Here is a 16,789-nt window from a genome sequence, read left to right as displayed (position 1 = left end):
TATTTATCCAAAAGCTAATTCCCTCCCTGCTCTTTTTATTGCTCTAGCAGTTTCACTTGGAGATTTAACCGGTTGATTTATAGTAATATTTTGAGTTACACCATTTTCATTATTATTAATAATATTCGATCTACTGCTTAAATTTTCACCAAAGCCAACTACGCTACTGGATGTTTTGGCTGTTTCATAGTCAACAGTAGCTCTCATTTTACTTGTAAGTCCTAATAAGTCCCCAAGTACAGCTTTTTCAAGATTTGGCTCTTCAAGTTCTATTCCAATTCCAATACCTTTTACAATATTCTTACCAATTAAATCTCTCATAAGTCTTGATGGAGAATGAATCCCTAGCACATCCTTAATTTCATCTACAAAACCACCAAAGAAATCACTAACCTTATCTTTAAGCCAAGAAGCCATTCCTGTAATACCATCCCATATTCCTCTAACTATATTTTCACCAATTGAAAGCATCTTGTCTGGTAAACTAGAAATTGTATCTATAATTGAGTTAATAAGTCCTGATGCTGCATCCACACCTTTTTGTACCATATCATCTTTCCACTGAATCAAACTACTAACTACATTGCAAAGCCATTGCCATATAGACCCTGGTAATCCTGCAAACCAGTTTATTACTGCACTTACCATATTGGAAACTGCTTGCACTGCACTATTGTAAACATTAGCTCCCCATTGGACTACATTATTAAAAGCATTAACTAACCAATTCCATATATCTCCTGGTAGTTTACTAAACCAGCCTATGATTCCCCCTATTATTGAAGCTAAATCAACAGTAATCCAGTTCCATATATTCGTTCCTAAGGTAACTATATTATTCCAAACCCCAAGAAGCCACTGCCATATACTATCCGGAAGTGTCGCAAACCAATCTATAACTCCCTGTATTATAGATGGTAATGTTCCAGTAATCCATTCCCAACAAGCCTCACCAAACTCTATAATTTTTCCAACTATAAATCCTAAAGCATATCCAACTTGTTCTGGTAATTGTCCTAACCATTCAACTAAAGATGCTAGCCATTCTGGCAATGTTTCTGTAAAGAAATCTACTACTGCTTGCCATCCATCTATAAATGCTTGCTGTATGGTGATCCATAATTCTCCTAGCCATTCTGGTATTCCTAAGAAAAATTCACATAATTCTTCCCAGGCTGATGGTATTGTTTCTGTGAAGAATTCTACTATTGCTTGCCATCCATCTATAAATACTTGTTGTATACCTGCCCAAATTTCTGCAAACCAATCTCCTATTCCTGAAAAAAGATCACATACTGTTTGCCATGCATCCGGGATTGTTTCTGTGAAGAATTCCACTAGTACATCCCATACAGCACAAAATGCTTCTTTTATTGCCTCCCATGCACTTATTACTGCATCTCTAAAGCCTTCATTAGTATTCCATAAATTGATGAATAGAGCTGCGAGACCTGCTACAACTGTAACTACGATACCTATTGGATTTGATAGAGCTGCAAAAGTTTCAGTTATTTTTCCTATTTCTTTTACTGCTTTCAAGCCCATTAAAGCACCTGTTATCATAATAATAGCATTTTCAACAATTCCACTATTATCAATAACCCATTTCAATAAATCTATTATTTTAGGCAGCCATTCTTTTATAACATCCCCCAAAACATCTATTACCTTCCCAATAGAATCTGCAATGCCATCTAAATCATCAGATATTGTTCCACTATTAATTGCATCCGATATTTGATTAAGAGAATTCAATGCTATATCCAGAATTTTTTCTACAGGTCCCTTAAACTTCTCAAACAGTTTAGATGATATATCTTCATAAGCTTTTTTTACTTCCTCAGCCTTTTTTGTTGTATCAGATCCCATCTTACTTGCTAAATCACCTATAATACTTATTGCTCCACTAACTGACTTCTTTATATTTTCGCAAGAACTTTTTGCAGCCTCTTCTAACTTTTTAAGAAAACCTACTTCCTTCTCCCCTTCAGCGGATTTATCTTTTGTATCAGCATTAACCTCTGTAGTTTCAGTTTCCTTACTTTTCTTATTACTCTTTTTCTTATTCGACATGTATTTCACCTGCCTTTCTTTAAAAAAATTAGCAATTAAGAGAGTTTATATTTAAATAAACTTCTTAATTGCTATCTTTTCATATTATAAAATCTTAGTTAAGTCTCCATCTCCTAATAAAGCTTTTTCTATATCATTTATTTTCTCTTGCTCTGATTTAGATTTTGGTATTTCATGGAGCCTTTTCATACTCCTATAAAAATCTTTTTGCTCCTTTGACATATTATTTGAAATAGTCATAGCTCTATATCCCATAATTTTCACTATTTCATTATCTTCCTTTAAAGATTTAAACATAGCTTTAAACTTCCACCAATGCAGGTTTTGAGTATCTTGCAAGTCAAATCCATATTGATCTAGAAATGCTGAATATATATACTCATCATCATATTCAAAAGAATAAATTTGCTCGCTCTTGCCATTATTATCTCTTTTACCATTTTGAATACTTTTTCCACATCTGTAAAACCATAATGCTTTTTCTATAGCTTGTTCAATATTCTCGGGAATAACAGGATAATATAAATCAATAGTTCTTATCAGTTTATCACTTTCATCTATTTCATTATCTTGCATCATCATTTCAAATAACATAGAGGTACGAAAATCCGAGTTAATTTTATAATTAACCCCATCTATAGTTACTTCTTCAGGTAGCAAATCAATTAAAATATTCATTATTTTTTACTTCTACGTTTAGCTCTATTAGGTGAATACTTTGAAGTTAACTTTTCCAATTCATCTTGCTTAGAATTAATTTGTTCAACTAATTCTTCAAATGCTTTAAGACAAGTTATGATATTTATTTTATCTCCAAATATCTTTTTATCTGTACCTTCACCAAATAATTCATTAAAACACTTAAAAATAACTTCACATTCTTTTCTAACTATTTCTGAACCTTTTAACTCCTTATATTCTTGTGTACTTTTAACCACTTTGTCCATAGCTTTTTCATATCTTTCCATTGTATTTGCATCAAATATATCTAATTCCTCAAGTTCAACTCCATTAATAACCATAATCATCTCTCCTATTTTTTTAAATTTAAAATTAAGCTTCGGTAAATGCCTTAGTCACTGTGTTAAATTCACCTTCTACAATTTTACCAATTGCATAAAGATTACCACTTACAACTACAGTTTCTCCACCTGCTCCTGCAAAACTTGCTACTTCACATGTAACTTTAAACTTTCTTGCTTTAAATGTATTTTCTTTACCTACTACAGGATTAAATAGTTCTACTCTAATATAATCAAACTGTGCATCTGCTCCAGTTAATTGATTTCTACCAACTTCATATAAAGCCATTATTGCTTTTTCAGATTTAATTAAATCTGAAGTATAAGCAAACTGAGTTTGATATCCTTTTATTACACTTGTGCTTGACTTATCATTAACATAAGTCTTTGTATCAACTTGAGCTGTTGGGTTTTCATCTAATGTGCTAAACCCTGCACCCATAAGTTCATAAGTTCCTCCTACCATTAAATAATCTGCTAATTGATGTCTTTGAATTGTTTCATTTGCCATAATTATCTTCCTCCATCATAATAAGTTAATCTAAATTTAATTTGATATTGTTCTTTTAAATTCTCTTTTTCCAAAGCTTCAGCTGTTAAGCTTGCTTCTATATTTTGTATTTGTCTATTACTATCTAGTTCTAGTAAATTTTTATTATTTACTATCTTACGAAGCCAAGAAATAAGATGCTTGTCAAACTCACTTTCAATTAAGTTCTTAATTACTTCTTTTTCATAAGCTTCTTTAGTTATAAACATAAATTCATATTGATTTATACTGTCTCCATTCACGTATTTCTTTAAAATAGGCTCAGTAGGTATTTCTTCTAATTCATATAAACAAGAAGTATTATCTTTATTCTCATTATTAATTCCCTTATTAAATTCTTGTAAATAGGGACAATCCTTTATCAATAATCTTAAACTTTCTATTATTGTCACTTAGCTTTCACCCCCTTTTAGGGTTAAAATCTTTTATGAACTTTTATAAGGTACCTTTTTTCATATAAAAAGCACAAGCTTCATTTAGCTTGTGCTTTGTCATGGCTCTCTGTACAGTTTTTCACCATACATAAATTCTAACATGTATTTTCCCATTGGTATATAAAATCGTATCACTTATGTACATAAATTTGTACATAAAATTGTCACTAATTATTTCTCAAAAAATTATCTAAATACTATCATAAATTTCTCTAATGCTTTTTTCTTTAATCTATAATACCTATTTCTATCTATCATAAGTTCTGCTTGTACTTCTTCTCTTAATATATCATCTCTAAAATAGGCAGTCTCTATAATTCTCTTACTACTGGAATCTAATCTTTCCATAACACAATCAATTACATTTACTACACCTTTCATATAATCTAAATCCAAAACAGAATTCTCAACTGTACTATTGAAACTATTTATTCGACCTGATACTTCCCCCCATTTTGTAGCTCCTTTAAAGCCTGGATTTTCTAATGATATTAAATAGTAAGGATAATCTCTAAGTTTCATTTCTGCTTTTTTTCTTAATTCCTTATATTCTTCTTTATTTATATTCATTTTAACTCCTCCTAACTAATGGTGCAAATCTTTGATACTTCCCAATCCATCCAAGTTTTACTGTCCTTACTTCACCATTTCTATTTTTACCTATAATAATTTCAGCTATATTCTTATCCTTGGAATTTTTATTGTAATACTCATCTCTATAAAGCATCATTATTATATCTGCATCTTGCTCAATAGAGCCTGATTCCCTAAGATCAGAAAGAATTGGTCTATGGTCATTTCTTTGTTCAGCTGCTCTTGATAATTGTGATAATGCTATTACTGTTACATCTAAATTCTTTGCCAGTTTTTTTAATTCTCTAGATATTTTGGCTATCTCCTGCTCTCTAGAGTAGCTCTTTTCCATTCCTTCCACTAATTGAAGATAATCTATAATTACAATATCTAATCCTTCCTTAATCTTTAAATATCTACACTTAGCTTTCATTTCTAAAAGATTCGTTGTTTTATCATCTATAAAAACCTTTCTATTTTCTAAATCATTAGTAGACAAAACTAACTTTGAAATTTCCTCATCATTTAGATTTCCATTTTTAATATTGTTAAATTGTATTAAACACTTAGAAGATAACAATCTTTCCATAAGTTGTTTTTTAGTCATCTCAATAGAAAATATTAAAACAGATGCTTTTTTTGAAGCATATTGCCCTATATTTAAAGCAAATGCAGTTTTCCCCATGGATGGTCTAGCTGCTATAACTATAAAATCTCCTTTCTGAAGACCAGATATTGTTTCATCTATTTCTAAAAAACCTGTTGAATTTCCTAAGATATCATCTTCCAAGGTGCATGTTTCCTTTATTTTGTTTAAAGCTTCCTTTAAAACTACTTTAACAGGTTCTATATTCTCCAAATTCTTGTTATTAGATATTTTATGTAATAAATCCTCAGCTTCATTAATAACCTCATTAACTTCACATTCTTCATAACTCTTCAATACTATTTCTTTACCCACATTGATAAGTTTTCTTCTATTAGCTTTATCCTTTATAATCCTAATGTAATCATTGATATTGTTATTAAATGCTCCATCAACACTTAATTTAGTTATATAACTTATCCCCCCACAGACTTCTACATCTCCACTAGCCTTTATTTCTTCAAGTAATGTAATTAAATCTACGTTAATATTTTTCTCATACAATTTTTTAATTATTTTAAATATTAACTTATTTTTCTCCCAATAAAAATCTTCTATATCTAAAACATCTCCAACAAATAATAGCTTGTCTATATTATTGATAATGCATCCTAAAACAGCTTCTTCAGCATCAGTAGAATAAGGCAATCTTCTTAATTCACTCATTTACATATCCTCCTCCAGATTTATGCTAAATGAAATATTGTCTTCTCCACTACTCACCAGGCTTAAATTTTCACTTTCTTCTTCAAGATAATCTTCATATCTCCCATTAAAAAAAGTAGATCTGTTTAAAACATATTTTTTATCCTTATACTTCACTTCCCCTTTGTAATTCATAATGCATCTTATAAGCTCTTCCTTTGATATCTTCTTTAATATCTTCGGGATTTTCTTTATAGATTCTGCCTTTCCCTTTTTATTCGGATATAATCCCCATATTTCCTCTATATCATATTTATTATATTTAAACTTATTATTTATAGTAGAAAGATTATTTTGTTCCTTATTTTCAGTAGGAGGAGTGCAACTTTTTTTCTCAAGGAATCCTACTTTTAAGTCTGAACCTTTCTCTGCTTTAATCTCTGAATTATAGTTATTATAATCTTTTTTCTTTTCAGTATTATCTAACATTAACAAAGGATAATTTTCTCCAAGACAATAATAAGAATAACTTCCACCTTGAAGCTTATGATAATGTCCAAGGATCTTACACTCTTCAAGTTTTTTTAGTCTTCTTCTTAAAGCGTCATTGCTCTTTATTCCAATTATAGGAATATTCTCTTTCATATGCTTGTAACTTAACCAATAGTATGGTTCATTATTAACTATAATTATAGTCATACTTTTAGTATCCCTAAAATCAACAAAATATCGTAAAAGTAACGCATATTTTAAATCTAATCCAAACTCTATAAGCTTCACTTGATTAAACCCACTTATTGCATTTTTCATCTTAACACCTCTTTCAAGTTTCTTGAACTTACTATTCAAAAAAAATTTTCATCTCTACTCCATATATCTTGGAAAGTTTTTTTATTTTAGACATAGTAAGTTCAACTTTACCATTTTCTAATGCCCAATATCCACTTTTGCTCTTATAACCTAGTAACTTAGCTATTTCAGCAATAGTATAGCCATTTCTTAATCTTAATTTTTTTAACATTTTCTCACCCCTATCCAAATTACTTGAACTTATATTCATTATATTAGTCCAAATTACTTGAACCGTCAATATAGATTTTTAAATTTATCTTTTAATATTTTTCAATATTAAGTACAATGTTATTGAACATGTATTTAAAAGGAGAGTAAATATGATTGCTTTATCAGATAGATTGAAAGAGCTAAGAAAAGAAAATAATATGACTCAATCTGACTTGGGTAAAATTTTAGGAGTTGGAAAAACCACAATCTCTATGTACGAGAATGGTAATAGTACTCCTAATGATGAAATAAAAATTAAAATAGCAAATTACTTCAACATATCCTTGGATTATCTTCTAGGTAAATCAGAAATAAGAAATTACAATAACACCATTAAGCCAATGGACAAAATAAATAAATTAGTAAAAGAAAATAATATAAATACTCTTGCTGCCCATTTTGAAGGTGAAGAGTTTACAGAAGATGATCTAGAGGACATAGAAAACTTTATAAGGTATGTAATTTCAAAAAAGAAAAAATAAAATATTTTAATTTTTAGAACATTTGTTCGTATTTTATGTTATACTATTCATATAAATGGATATACTTTCATAGGAGGATATGTATGGAATACGACGAATTAATTGCTAAAGCTACAAATGACAACGTAGATATATTGGAAGTTTCATTTAAAGGAAAAGCTAAAGGATATTATTCTGATGGAGTAATAGCTATAGATAACAAAATTGAAACAAATACAGAAAAAAAATGTATCCTTGCCGAAGAGCTTGGACACTTCTATACTAGTACAGGAGATATTTTAGATAATTCTATACTTTCTAAAAAGAAAGAATCAATAGCAAGAAGGTGGGCTTGTGAAAAATTAATTACATTGTCACACTTAACATCAGCTTTCAAAGATGGAATAACAAATAAAAGTGATTTAGCCAACTATTTAGATGTTACACCTCACTTTCTTGACTTAACTTTAGAATATTATAAAAGAAGATATGGTACTCATGTAAAATTAAATAACTATATTATTTTTTTTGAGCCTAACCTAGGAATATTAAAATTGCTATAGATTATAGCAATTTTTTTAATTTTCATTTTTCTTAACCTGTTTGAAAAGTTGATTAACATAAACAGCAGCTCCAGTAATTAATATCCCTTGTACAACTGATTGCGCACTTATGCCAGCAAATGCAAAAGCACCTACGATTCCTATTGGTAGGAGAATGACAGGTATATATTTATCAGGTACTTTCTCTGTACCTTTTAATATTAGCCCTAAAATGTACACTGCCGGAATAAGCTCCAATAAATTATCTTTAATTAAACTTAAAAAATCCATGCTTATCACCCCTATCCACTTGAAATTTGGGTATACTTATAATTATTTATATACTTCCATAAATATGTTTATTTTTCATAGCTATTTTTCTAATTTATTAATATAAAAAGGAGTAAGAAAATTCTTACTCCATAATATAATTCTTAACACTTTTTACTCTCTGGTACTTCACTAGGATTCTCAATTAGTGTAGCAAAGAAGTAATCATGATCATGTCCATCATTGAAAGATGTTTCTCCTTCTAATAAATGAATGTGTTTTCCTCCTGGAAGAAAAATTGCAGGCCCAGTAGTATCTGATATTCTATGAAAATGATCGCCAAAAGTATCTGTAAAGGCTTCTACTTTGTGAACATGAGAATTACCAAATCTAATTGCAGGTCCAGTTACTCCAGCAATACGATGATTGTGGATTTCTCCTTCATCGTCTCTAGCATAATCTGTACTTGATAGGAATTCATGATTATGATTTGGGATTAAGCATTTATTTTTATCTTTAGAACAATGTTCATATTGATTTTCTTTATAGCCCATTAGAACTTCCTCCAAATAGTTTAATATAATACATACTATGTTTCTAAAATAAATTATGTGAATTATATTCCTACACTCCCTCACCCAGCATTTTACCAGCATATTCTTTAGAATATTACCATATATATGGTGAAGTAAAATTAAAATATATTATGCCTGTATCCAACTATCTTATATATCTGTTTAGGTTTTTTCGGAAATGTTTGTACTACAAAAACTCAAAAGGTAATATTTGTATTTTAAATTTAAATAACTTATTATGTAAATAGACTAATATTTAAGATTTAAACTCTATTTCTATTTAGGAGGTTTTAAAATGGAGGAAATATCAATACTAACCAAAGAAGATTTAATTAATCAATTTAAAAATTGCGGGCTATCTCAAGGACAAACTATATTTGTTCATACTTCTTTAAGTAAATTAGGCTTTGTTGTTGGAGGTGCTGAAACTTTAATAAGAGCACTTCTAGAAATTGTTGGAGATGAAGGAACTTTAATTATGCCTTCGCAAACCTGGAAAAACTTAGATCCATCTAGCGGAGTTCATTGGGAAGTTCCTGAAAAATATTGGCCTATAATTCGAGAAAACTGGCCCGCTTATGATAAGGAAATTACTCCTGCTATAGGTATGGGCATTGTTGCAGAAATGTTCAGAAAATGGCCAGGTGCTAAACGAACAGAACATCCAGCTAGGTCAATTGCTTCAATCGGCAAGCATGCTGAATATATTACATCTACACATGATTTAAGTAATATTTTTGGAAAAGGCTCACCCTTAGATAAATTATATGAGCTAGATGGATATGTACTATTAATTGGCGTAGGCTATGATAAAAATACTTCTCTTCATTTAGCAGAAGCCAAAGCAAACTTTTCAAGCAAAAAATTTGTAGATGAAAGTAGCGCTATTTTAGTTAATGGGATTAGAAAATGGGTAACATATAAAACTCAGGCAGTAGATGATCGTGATTTCATTAAACTTGGAGCTGAATATGATAAAGAAATGAACATTAAAGTTAATAAGGTTGGTAATGCAGATGTAAGGTTTATGAAACAAAGACCCTTGATAGATTGGGCTGTTCAATGGATGGAACAGAACAGACCTTAATACATTCAAGATATGTTTTATTTCATTTTTCTTTTAGCAGAGAAACATAATATAATTTCAGTCTCTGTTCCATTGATACAGAGACCCATATTTTTAGTTATTAGAACAACTAATATAGTTAAGTATCACCAATATTCTTATTCTTTTGTCCATATTCACTCCTTATATAATTAGAATATGTTATCCAATTCTTTCAGTTGTTTCTTTCTTATTTTTTGTAAAAAAATTGATATTACAAGAAAAATAAACCCTAACCATAGTAAAATTTTAAGAAATACGTTTTGATACACCATACTTAATTTTAAAAGATAGAATTCATGTTTGTTATACACGAATCCTACCTTTTTCTTTATAAACTTAAAATATATACTTCTTGAATATATATCTACAAAATAGTACAATAATTGGTAGATAATATTATAAATAGAAAGGCATTATATATATGAGACAACAGAAAATAAGAAAAAGTGTTATGAATCAAAGAAGAGAAAGATATAAAAGAAATGCTAAAAAAAGAATTATTTTAGGTATAACAATTATAATAGTTATTATTGTTTGTGGAGTTGCAGCAAAGATAAAGTTTGAAAGCGATCAAGAAAAACTTTATACCAAGGCAGAAGTTGTAGAAGATTCTATAGTGACAAATGAGCCTAATACAGAAGATAAAACAGATAATTCTGATTTAGATAATAGTGGATATATTCCATTAGAAAAGGATCCAAATGCTGAGGATGCTATTACAATATCTAATATTACAAATAAATTAAATAAAAATCAAATAAAGTATCCAGTACGTACAGATGGAAAGAAAATTGCTTATTTAACTTTTGATGATGGCCCATCTACAACTAATACACCTAAAGTATTAGACATATTAAAAGAGAATGGAATAAAAGCTACATTTATGATAATGGGAAAAAATGCAGAAAGTTCAGAAGAATCAAAGGAACTATTAAAGAGAACTGTTAAAGAAGGACATGCTATAGGTAATCATACCTATAGTCATAATACTCATTATTTATATCCTAATAGAGTAATAAGTCCTACTAATTTTATGGGAGATGTGGACAAGTGTGATAAAACTTTAAAAAGCATACTAGGTAAAGATTTTACAACAAGAGTCATAAGATTTCCAGGTGGATATTGGTCTTGGGATGGAAGAACAGAAATAAGGCCTATCCTTGATGAAAAAGGCTATGCTAGCATAGATTGGGATGCTTTATCAAAAGATGCTGAAGGAAAGCCAAATAAAACAGCAAAAGAATTATTAGACATAAGTAAACAAACTCTCAATGCTTTAGGTCCTAATGCAGATAGTGTTGTATTTTTAATGCATGATACTTATGGAAAAGAAGAAACCGTTAAATCATTGCAATCAATAATAGATATGTTTAAAGAAAGAGGTTTTGAATTTAAAACAATTAAATAGTTATAATTATAAGAAGCTATCTTAATAAAGTAAAGATAGCTTCTTTGTATTTGAAATGTTTACTGCATCTCAATTAATTACTTAACTTTTTGTATTATGTTATTTATTACTCTTATTTAATAATTTGTATTTGCTCATAATTAAGCACTAGCGAAAAAATATATAAATTTAGGCAAAAATACAATTTACACTTTTTGTAAATAATGATAGCATAATTAACGACAATTAGATATAAAATGGATTAGATGATAGATTACAGCTTCCTATTAGTGAAGCTATAAAATTATGTATAAATTCAAAGTTAGTGAAAACTTAATTATAAAATATAAGATATATTTCTAGTAATATAAGAAGGTGTTTTGTGTGAATAATCAATATACAGTAAGCAAATACTTATTAGATCGACTTTATGAATTAGGCGTTAGCCATATATTTGGCGTTCCAGGTGATTATAATCTTTCATTTTTAGACCATGTTATTGCTCATGATGGACTAGAGTGGATTGGAAATTGTAATGAACTTAATGCAGCCTATGCAGCAGATGGGTATGCTAGAATAAATGGAATATCAGCACTTATTACAACCTATGGTGTTGGAGAATTAAGTGCAATTAATGGTATTGCAGGTTCTTATGCAGAATATGTACCTGTAGTAGAAATTACTGGTACACCATCTACAATAGTGATGGAAAAGGGCTTGTACGTTCATCATTCATTAGGAGATGGAAATTTTCAACACTTTATAAATATGTTTAAGGAAGTAACTGTTGCGCAAACATTTTTAACACAAGAAAATGCTGACCAAGAAATTGATCATATTTTATTAGTTTGTTTAAAAGAAAAACGTCCCGTTCATATTAATTTACCAATTGATATATGTGATAAACCTATTAATAAGCCTAAAAAATCTTTATTAACTTTATTAGCTGAATCGACCAAGGGAAATGAAAAAATATTGAAACAATTCCTTCATGATGCTATTACAAAGATTGATAAATCTAAAAAACCAATTATTTTAACTGACTTTGAAGTAAATCGTTATGAAATTCAACAAACTTTATATGACTTAGCTGAAAAAACAGGTTTTCCCGTTGCATCTTTAAGTATGGGAAAAGGAGTTTTTCCTGAAACACATCCTCAATTTATTGGAGTTTATAGTGGAACTTTAAGTTCTCCTTATGTAAGAAAAAGAGTTGATGAATCTGATTGCATTATCAGTATAGGAGTAAAATTAATAGACACTATTACAGGTAGATTTTCTCAAGGTTTTTCTGATAATCAAGTTATAGAAATTCATCCTTATACTGCAAAGGTTGAAGATAAGAATTATAATTCTATTTTTATGAAAGATGTTCTTAATCAGTTAACCTTATTATTACATCACAGACCTACTGAAGAATTAAACATTAGTCCTAATCTCTCTAATGCTTCTTCATTCACTTCAAGATTTATATCCAAATCAAATGAAAAGTTAACACAAAAACGTTTTTGGCAATATATATGTGGTTTTTTACAAGAAGGAGATGTTATACTTGCTGATCAAGGTACTGCTTTTTGTGGTGCTTCTATAATGCCTATCCCAAATAAAGCAACCTTTGTTGGTCAACCTTTATGGGCATCCATAGGTTATACTCTTCCTTCACTCTTGGGAACACAACTTGCAGATAGAACTCGACGAAATATTTTAATAATTGGTGATGGTTCTTTCCAAATGACTGCTCAAGAATTATCAACCATACTACGACAGAATATAACCCCCATTATTTTTCTCATCAATAACAATGGTTATACTATTGAAAGAGCAATTCATGGGAAATATCAACCTTATAATGATATTGGAATTTGGCAATATCATAAATTACCTAGCATTTTAACTCATGAAAGAAATTTTATTTCATTTAAGGTTCAAAGTGAAACTGAACTTGAAGAAGCTTTAAATGATGCTGTCCATAATTCAGATAAGCTAAGATTTATTGAAGTAATCATGTCTTATGATGATAAACCTAAAATCCTGGAAAAATTCGGAATGCTATTTGGAAAATAAACATATCTCGGCTGAATTTTCTAGAGATGACTACGAAGTAAGTGACCACTTCTTGAATTACATTCCTTAAATAAAATAGCTTAATAGAAAAGAATTTAAAACAAAGGCATATACTTTTTTTAAGTATATGCCTTTATTGATTTTACTAAAGTAATATTTATGTCACTAAGAAACTATAATAAATGGGTCAAAAGTAAATGGTGTAGTATTATCATTTAAGATAAGGTTAACTGAATATTGGTAACTACCTGATTGAGCATTTGGGTCTACTACCCCTCTCCAGTATATTTCACTTCCACTTCCCTCTTGTCTAGGATTACAAATGTTAGGCACCATTTGACTAGAACCACAACTAGTAAATCCAGAAATAGATATATTGTCATCAGCAGAAATAGGAGCAACTCTCCAATGAATAATTTGTTCAGCTTGACATTTAGTACAAAGTTCACACTGACCTTCTCCTGAACCACCTATATATCCTGTATTATCTACTAGATATACATACTTTTATCCAAAATTTGATGAGTCTGTTGTAGCTCCTGCTACATCAACAACAATTAAAACTTCAATAGCTTCATTTTTTATCTCCTTAATTTTAAATATTAAATTAATCTAATTCAATATATGTATATGTTACATAATTTAATACATGCATATGTAACTAAAAAAAATTATAAAGATTTATGTAACGATAGTTCTCTTATATCATGAAAGTAAGATTTACTTTGGCAGATATCATAAAAATGTGTAAAAATTATTTTAAGCGAAATAAAGAAGCTGTCGCACTAATTAATTAGTGCGACAGCTCCCTTGCCTACCAAGCATGTGATTTTATTTTTTATCCCCACATGTCTTTTATTAGAGTAGTAAAATTAAATAAAAAATTAAACATAAACCTCACCTCCATTCAATAAATGATATGCTTTATGAAAAGCATATACATTATGTTTCCCTAATGCTTCTAGCATTCCATCTATAAAATATTTATTTACATTATATTTTTTTAATTTTAAAACCAATGAAATTATATTATCCCATTTTTTGTCTATTAAATACACATTAGCTAATGCAACATATTCTCGACCTAAACTTCCATTTTCATGATGATAGTTAGATATAAAAAGATTAATTTCTTTATACTCATTAATATTGATTTCATCCTTAAATATCTCACAATAAAGATTTAAGATTAAGCAATAATCAGATATATTTTTATCTATATAATCAGGATCATTTTCTAATTCATCTTTAATCATCTTAATATGTATTTTAGAACTTTCAACTTCCCCCAATTCATCTTCAACCCAAGCTAGGTTATGAATGAGCAAGCGTCTAACCCTTAAACTTTTTATATGACTATAGCTTTGCAAATATATTTTTTTTAATATCATTTTACCTTCTTGAAATTTGTCTTGTGTAAATAATTTAAAAACTTCGTTTACAATTGTGTTTTCTATTTTGCTTTCAATATTCATTTTGCTCGCAGTCCCCCTCAATTATCCTTATCTGTTATTATATATATATTATGTCACTAATTGTAAAATATATCAACCACATAATTTTAAAGTTATAAATTGAAAAAATAATATCAAAAGCAAGCTATACTTTTAATATTCTTCGGAATTATTTCAATTAATTTAAAATTATACAAAAACTTGAGCGCTTTACTACCATATAGTGTAATCTGAACTCAAATACAGATTTAGGAGCACAAGCAATGAAATTCGAGAAATTAATAGCTTTAGGTATGGTGGCAGTTACTTTGGTAACACCTGTTTCAGCACTTGCAGAAACAACAAACACAGTAGTAGAACCCCTCACTCAAATTGATCCTATATTTGGTGAATCTAAAGAAGGGAATGGCACAGCCTTTTTTGCAGATGGTTCTGCGACAGTCCCATGGGATCTGTCATATTAAGATGAGTAAGTATTACATCTAGATAAGACTATTTTCCTGTACAATATTGTTTCTGTTAGTTAATATGATGTATCTATCTAATTATAACTTCTGATTCTTTGACATAAATTTAAAATATCTTTTTTCATTAGTTCTCCATAAAGAATTACTTGCTATTATTACACCTATAACTGTACCAATAGAAGCAGCGCCAATATAACGCATTATAGAATTAAATGCACCCTTATTCCAGGTTATATATGACACCCATGTAGTTAACACTCCTCCAAATACTCCTAAACTAGCCCCTAAAATAACCCTAGGTATTATATAATTTTTATATCCTTTTTCAATTATTGTAGACCACTTTTTTACAAACACTTCATCAGTCATATATTATCCTCCTTCTTTCACGAAAAATATCACTGCCTATTTTTTTGATTTTACTCTTGATAAAAGGTAGATATTAAATAAAATACCTAAAATACTAACAAGTCCAGATATAATAAAAATCAAATCATTTGTCCTTTTCCATTCAATAACAGAAATTATCCCCATACATATTACTATAATGAATAAAATAAAAACAATTATATTAATAAGCTTGTTATTAAGATTTTTATTAATCATAACATCGTCCTTTCACTAATCTTTGTAAGATCAAAAATATAAATTAACAATACGCTCTATCAATTATTATACATTACTTGCTTTATTATACATTAAAATTGTGTAAAGAATAGATTCAACTTTAAAACTATTATTATCCCTAATAATATTCTGGATACAGCTTCTCAAAACATTATTTTTTTGGTGTAATTATGATAATATGTTGATAATAAGAAATTTACAAAAAATAGGATGGTGAAGAAATGAGAAAAACGAAAATAATATTAATATTATTTTTATTGATTATTACAGGGTGTTCACCACAAAACAATAACAAAAAAGAATATAAATATGAAGGTAAGAATTCAAATTGGCAAGTACAATTCACTGAATCATTAAATGGAATTAAAGATGAAAGAGCATTAACTTTTACCTATAAGGGTGATTTATCAGATTTAAAAGCTCATAAGAATTTAAAATATTCTTATAAAACAAACACAAATCATGGAAGTGGAGATATAGATTTAGGGGATTCAGTTAATACCAAAACATTTGAACATAAAGTATCTGGAGAAGGGCAAAGCACAAATATAATAGAATCAGATTCAGTAACAGTAAATATATCTTTAGACGAAAATTCTGAAACTATAGATTTGAAAATAGTTACTTTTTAACTACATGCAAATTCTATTTAGCTAAATAATAAAGCTAATACACTTAAATATCAAAGAAAAATTTTTGCACTTCCAATAGTAAAAGCTAATATTAATTTGCTATTTATGAAATAAATCGAGTAGGAGGTAGATAATTATTTTATCTACCGACCTCTCACACCACCGTACGTACCGTTCGGTATACGGCGGTTCATTAG

The 16,789-nt window shown here is 28.9% G+C and carries 22 protein-coding genes; 7 read left to right on the top strand and 15 right to left on the bottom strand.

From position 1 onward, the window contains the following. Positions 1-3 precede the first annotated feature (3 nt). From FAY47_RS02275 to FAY47_RS02235, 9 genes are all read right to left on the bottom strand, one after another. Positions 4-2,073, bottom strand: coding sequence for a hypothetical protein (locus FAY47_RS02275; protein WP_143314797.1), 2,070 nt, complete (start codon positions 2,071-2,073; stop codon positions 4-6). Between the two features lie 84 nt (positions 2,074-2,157). Further along, complete coding sequence (locus FAY47_RS02270; protein WP_143314796.1) at positions 2,158-2,751, bottom strand: bacteriophage Gp15 family protein; 594 nt, start codon at positions 2,749-2,751, stop codon at positions 2,158-2,160. After that, positions 2,751-3,095, bottom strand: coding sequence for a DUF6673 family protein (locus tag FAY47_RS02265; RefSeq protein ID WP_143314795.1), 345 nt, complete (start codon positions 3,093-3,095; stop codon positions 2,751-2,753). The genes FAY47_RS02270 and FAY47_RS02265 overlap by 1 nt, the downstream gene beginning before the upstream one ends. A gap of 31 nt (positions 3,096-3,126) precedes the next feature. Beyond that, positions 3,127-3,606, bottom strand: coding sequence for a hypothetical protein (locus tag FAY47_RS02260; protein ID WP_143314794.1), 480 nt, complete (start codon positions 3,604-3,606; stop codon positions 3,127-3,129). 2 nt (positions 3,607-3,608) lie between these two features. Continuing rightward, the gene (locus FAY47_RS02255) at positions 3,609-4,037 is read right to left on the bottom strand and encodes a chloramphenicol resistance protein (RefSeq protein ID WP_143314793.1); all 429 of its coding nucleotides are present in this window, start codon (positions 4,035-4,037) and stop codon (positions 3,609-3,611) included. A gap of 228 nt (positions 4,038-4,265) precedes the next feature. After that, entirely contained in the window at positions 4,266-4,649 is a 384-nt protein-coding gene (locus FAY47_RS02250) for a nitroreductase (RefSeq protein ID WP_143314792.1), read from the bottom strand. A 1-nt stretch (position 4,650) separates the two neighbouring features. Next, a complete protein-coding gene (gene dnaB / locus FAY47_RS02245) occupies positions 4,651-5,964 on the bottom strand; it encodes a replicative DNA helicase (RefSeq protein WP_143314791.1) in 1,314 nt (437 codons plus the stop codon). Continuing rightward, positions 5,965-6,753: a hypothetical protein gene (locus FAY47_RS02240; RefSeq protein ID WP_143314790.1), complete on the bottom strand. Its 789-nt coding sequence runs from the start codon at positions 6,751-6,753 to the stop codon at positions 5,965-5,967. 31 nt (positions 6,754-6,784) lie between these two features. Next, on the bottom strand, positions 6,785-6,964 hold the full coding sequence (locus tag FAY47_RS02235; protein WP_143314789.1) for a helix-turn-helix transcriptional regulator: 180 nt from the start codon (positions 6,962-6,964) through the stop codon (positions 6,785-6,787). A 151-nt stretch (positions 6,965-7,115) separates the two neighbouring features. Between FAY47_RS02235 and FAY47_RS02230 the strand changes: the two genes are divergently transcribed. Together FAY47_RS02230 and FAY47_RS02225 are read left to right on the top strand one after the other, a co-directional pair. Continuing rightward, positions 7,116-7,487: a helix-turn-helix domain-containing protein gene (locus FAY47_RS02230; RefSeq protein ID WP_143314788.1), complete on the top strand. Its 372-nt coding sequence runs from the start codon at positions 7,116-7,118 to the stop codon at positions 7,485-7,487. Between the two features lie 83 nt (positions 7,488-7,570). After that, positions 7,571-8,029 carry an ImmA/IrrE family metallo-endopeptidase gene (locus FAY47_RS02225; protein ID WP_143314787.1) on the top strand — a complete coding sequence of 153 codons (459 nt, stop codon included), beginning with the start codon at positions 7,571-7,573 and terminating at the stop codon, positions 8,027-8,029. Positions 8,030-8,044: 15 nt separating this feature from the next. Here the strand turns inward: FAY47_RS02225 and FAY47_RS02220 are convergent, their stop codons facing one another. Both FAY47_RS02220 and FAY47_RS02215 read right to left on the bottom strand, forming a co-directional pair. Then, positions 8,045-8,299, bottom strand: coding sequence for a phage holin family protein (locus tag FAY47_RS02220; protein ID WP_143314786.1), 255 nt, complete (start codon positions 8,297-8,299; stop codon positions 8,045-8,047). Between the two features lie 143 nt (positions 8,300-8,442). Beyond that, entirely contained in the window at positions 8,443-8,832 is a 390-nt protein-coding gene (locus FAY47_RS02215) for a YmaF family protein (protein WP_143314785.1), read from the bottom strand. A gap of 316 nt (positions 8,833-9,148) precedes the next feature. On the opposite strand from FAY47_RS02215, the gene FAY47_RS02210 reads away from it, so the two are divergent. The 3 genes from FAY47_RS02210 (at position 9,149) to FAY47_RS02200 (ending at position 13,412) form a co-directional block, all read left to right on the top strand. Further along, positions 9,149-9,940 carry an AAC(3) family N-acetyltransferase gene (locus FAY47_RS02210; RefSeq protein ID WP_143314784.1) on the top strand — a complete coding sequence of 264 codons (792 nt, stop codon included), beginning with the start codon at positions 9,149-9,151 and terminating at the stop codon, positions 9,938-9,940. A gap of 472 nt (positions 9,941-10,412) precedes the next feature. Then, on the top strand, positions 10,413-11,369 hold the full coding sequence (locus tag FAY47_RS02205) for a polysaccharide deacetylase family protein (RefSeq protein ID WP_207706209.1): 957 nt from the start codon (positions 10,413-10,415) through the stop codon (positions 11,367-11,369). 363 nt (positions 11,370-11,732) lie between these two features. Beyond that, complete coding sequence (locus FAY47_RS02200; protein WP_143314782.1) at positions 11,733-13,412, top strand: alpha-keto acid decarboxylase family protein; 1,680 nt, start codon at positions 11,733-11,735, stop codon at positions 13,410-13,412. 165 nt (positions 13,413-13,577) lie between these two features. Here the strand turns inward: FAY47_RS02200 and FAY47_RS20145 are convergent, their stop codons facing one another. Together FAY47_RS20145 and FAY47_RS02195 are read right to left on the bottom strand one after the other, a co-directional pair. Next, on the bottom strand, positions 13,578-13,748 hold the full coding sequence (locus FAY47_RS20145; protein WP_185966690.1) for a hypothetical protein: 171 nt from the start codon (positions 13,746-13,748) through the stop codon (positions 13,578-13,580). 548 nt (positions 13,749-14,296) lie between these two features. Beyond that, positions 14,297-14,887 (bottom strand): hypothetical protein, encoded by a 591-nt coding sequence (locus FAY47_RS02195; protein WP_143314781.1) that lies wholly within the window; start codon positions 14,885-14,887, stop codon positions 14,297-14,299. 242 nt (positions 14,888-15,129) lie between these two features. Here FAY47_RS02195 and FAY47_RS02190 point away from each other — a divergent pair, with 242 nt between their 5' ends. After that, complete coding sequence (locus tag FAY47_RS02190) at positions 15,130-15,330, top strand: hypothetical protein (RefSeq protein WP_143314780.1); 201 nt, start codon at positions 15,130-15,132, stop codon at positions 15,328-15,330. 81 nt (positions 15,331-15,411) lie between these two features. On the opposite strand, the gene FAY47_RS02185 is transcribed toward FAY47_RS02190, so the two are convergent. Both FAY47_RS02185 and FAY47_RS20590 read right to left on the bottom strand, forming a co-directional pair. Next, the gene (locus FAY47_RS02185; protein ID WP_143314779.1) at positions 15,412-15,702 is read right to left on the bottom strand and encodes a hypothetical protein; all 291 of its coding nucleotides are present in this window, start codon (positions 15,700-15,702) and stop codon (positions 15,412-15,414) included. A 36-nt stretch (positions 15,703-15,738) separates the two neighbouring features. Beyond that, positions 15,739-15,939, bottom strand: a complete 201-nt coding sequence (locus tag FAY47_RS20590) for a hypothetical protein (RefSeq protein ID WP_143314778.1) — start codon at positions 15,937-15,939, stop codon at positions 15,739-15,741. Positions 15,940-16,181: 242 nt separating this feature from the next. On the opposite strand from FAY47_RS20590, the gene FAY47_RS02175 reads away from it, so the two are divergent. After that, on the top strand, positions 16,182-16,592 hold the full coding sequence (locus FAY47_RS02175) for a hypothetical protein (protein WP_143314777.1): 411 nt from the start codon (positions 16,182-16,184) through the stop codon (positions 16,590-16,592). Positions 16,593-16,789 lie beyond the last annotated feature (197 nt).

Origin of the sequence: Clostridium sp. HBUAS56017, assembly GCF_007115085.1 — a bacterium.
Lineage (GTDB): Bacteria > Bacillota > Clostridia > Clostridiales > Clostridiaceae > Clostridium > Clostridium cibarium.
This window is presented reverse-complemented; position numbering and strand designations above follow the sequence as displayed.

What these genes read in the sequence shown, in the direction of transcription:
- FAY47_RS02225 (WP_143314787.1), top strand. Translation starts at nt 7,571, where the DNA reads ATGGAATACGACGAATTAATTGCTAAAGCTACAAATGACAACGTAGAT.
- FAY47_RS02205 (WP_207706209.1), top strand. Translation starts at nt 10,413, where the DNA reads ATGAATCAAAGAAGAGAAAGATATAAAAGAAATGCTAAAAAAAGAATT.
- FAY47_RS02270 (WP_143314796.1), bottom strand. Translation starts at nt 2,751, where the DNA reads ATGAATATTTTAATTGATTTGCTACCTGAAGAAGTAACTATAGATGGG.
- FAY47_RS02230 (WP_143314788.1), top strand. Translation starts at nt 7,116, where the DNA reads ATGATTGCTTTATCAGATAGATTGAAAGAGCTAAGAAAAGAAAATAAT.
- FAY47_RS02215 (WP_143314785.1), bottom strand. Translation starts at nt 8,832, where the DNA reads ATGGGCTATAAAGAAAATCAATATGAACATTGTTCTAAAGATAAAAAT.
- FAY47_RS02210 (WP_143314784.1), top strand. Translation starts at nt 9,149, where the DNA reads ATGGAGGAAATATCAATACTAACCAAAGAAGATTTAATTAATCAATTT.
- FAY47_RS02265 (WP_143314795.1), bottom strand. Translation starts at nt 3,095, where the DNA reads ATGGTTATTAATGGAGTTGAACTTGAGGAATTAGATATATTTGATGCA.
- FAY47_RS02190 (WP_143314780.1), top strand. Translation starts at nt 15,130, where the DNA reads ATGAAATTCGAGAAATTAATAGCTTTAGGTATGGTGGCAGTTACTTTG.
- FAY47_RS02235 (WP_143314789.1), bottom strand. Translation starts at nt 6,964, where the DNA reads ATGTTAAAAAAATTAAGATTAAGAAATGGCTATACTATTGCTGAAATA.
- FAY47_RS02250 (WP_143314792.1), bottom strand. Translation starts at nt 4,649, where the DNA reads ATGAATATAAATAAAGAAGAATATAAGGAATTAAGAAAAAAAGCAGAA.
- FAY47_RS02240 (WP_143314790.1), bottom strand. Translation starts at nt 6,753, where the DNA reads ATGAAAAATGCAATAAGTGGGTTTAATCAAGTGAAGCTTATAGAGTTT.
- FAY47_RS02175 (WP_143314777.1), top strand. Translation starts at nt 16,182, where the DNA reads ATGAGAAAAACGAAAATAATATTAATATTATTTTTATTGATTATTACA.
- FAY47_RS02260 (WP_143314794.1), bottom strand. Translation starts at nt 3,606, where the DNA reads ATGGCAAATGAAACAATTCAAAGACATCAATTAGCAGATTATTTAATG.
- FAY47_RS02185 (WP_143314779.1), bottom strand. Translation starts at nt 15,702, where the DNA reads ATGACTGATGAAGTGTTTGTAAAAAAGTGGTCTACAATAATTGAAAAA.
- FAY47_RS02220 (WP_143314786.1), bottom strand. Translation starts at nt 8,299, where the DNA reads ATGGATTTTTTAAGTTTAATTAAAGATAATTTATTGGAGCTTATTCCG.
- FAY47_RS20590 (WP_143314778.1), bottom strand. Translation starts at nt 15,939, where the DNA reads ATGATTAATAAAAATCTTAATAACAAGCTTATTAATATAATTGTTTTT.
- FAY47_RS02195 (WP_143314781.1), bottom strand. Translation starts at nt 14,887, where the DNA reads ATGAATATTGAAAGCAAAATAGAAAACACAATTGTAAACGAAGTTTTT.
- FAY47_RS02275 (WP_143314797.1), bottom strand. Translation starts at nt 2,073, where the DNA reads ATGTCGAATAAGAAAAAGAGTAATAAGAAAAGTAAGGAAACTGAAACT.
- dnaB (WP_143314791.1), bottom strand. Translation starts at nt 5,964, where the DNA reads ATGAGTGAATTAAGAAGATTGCCTTATTCTACTGATGCTGAAGAAGCT.
- FAY47_RS20145 (WP_185966690.1), bottom strand. Translation starts at nt 13,748, where the DNA reads ATGGTGCCTAACATTTGTAATCCTAGACAAGAGGGAAGTGGAAGTGAA.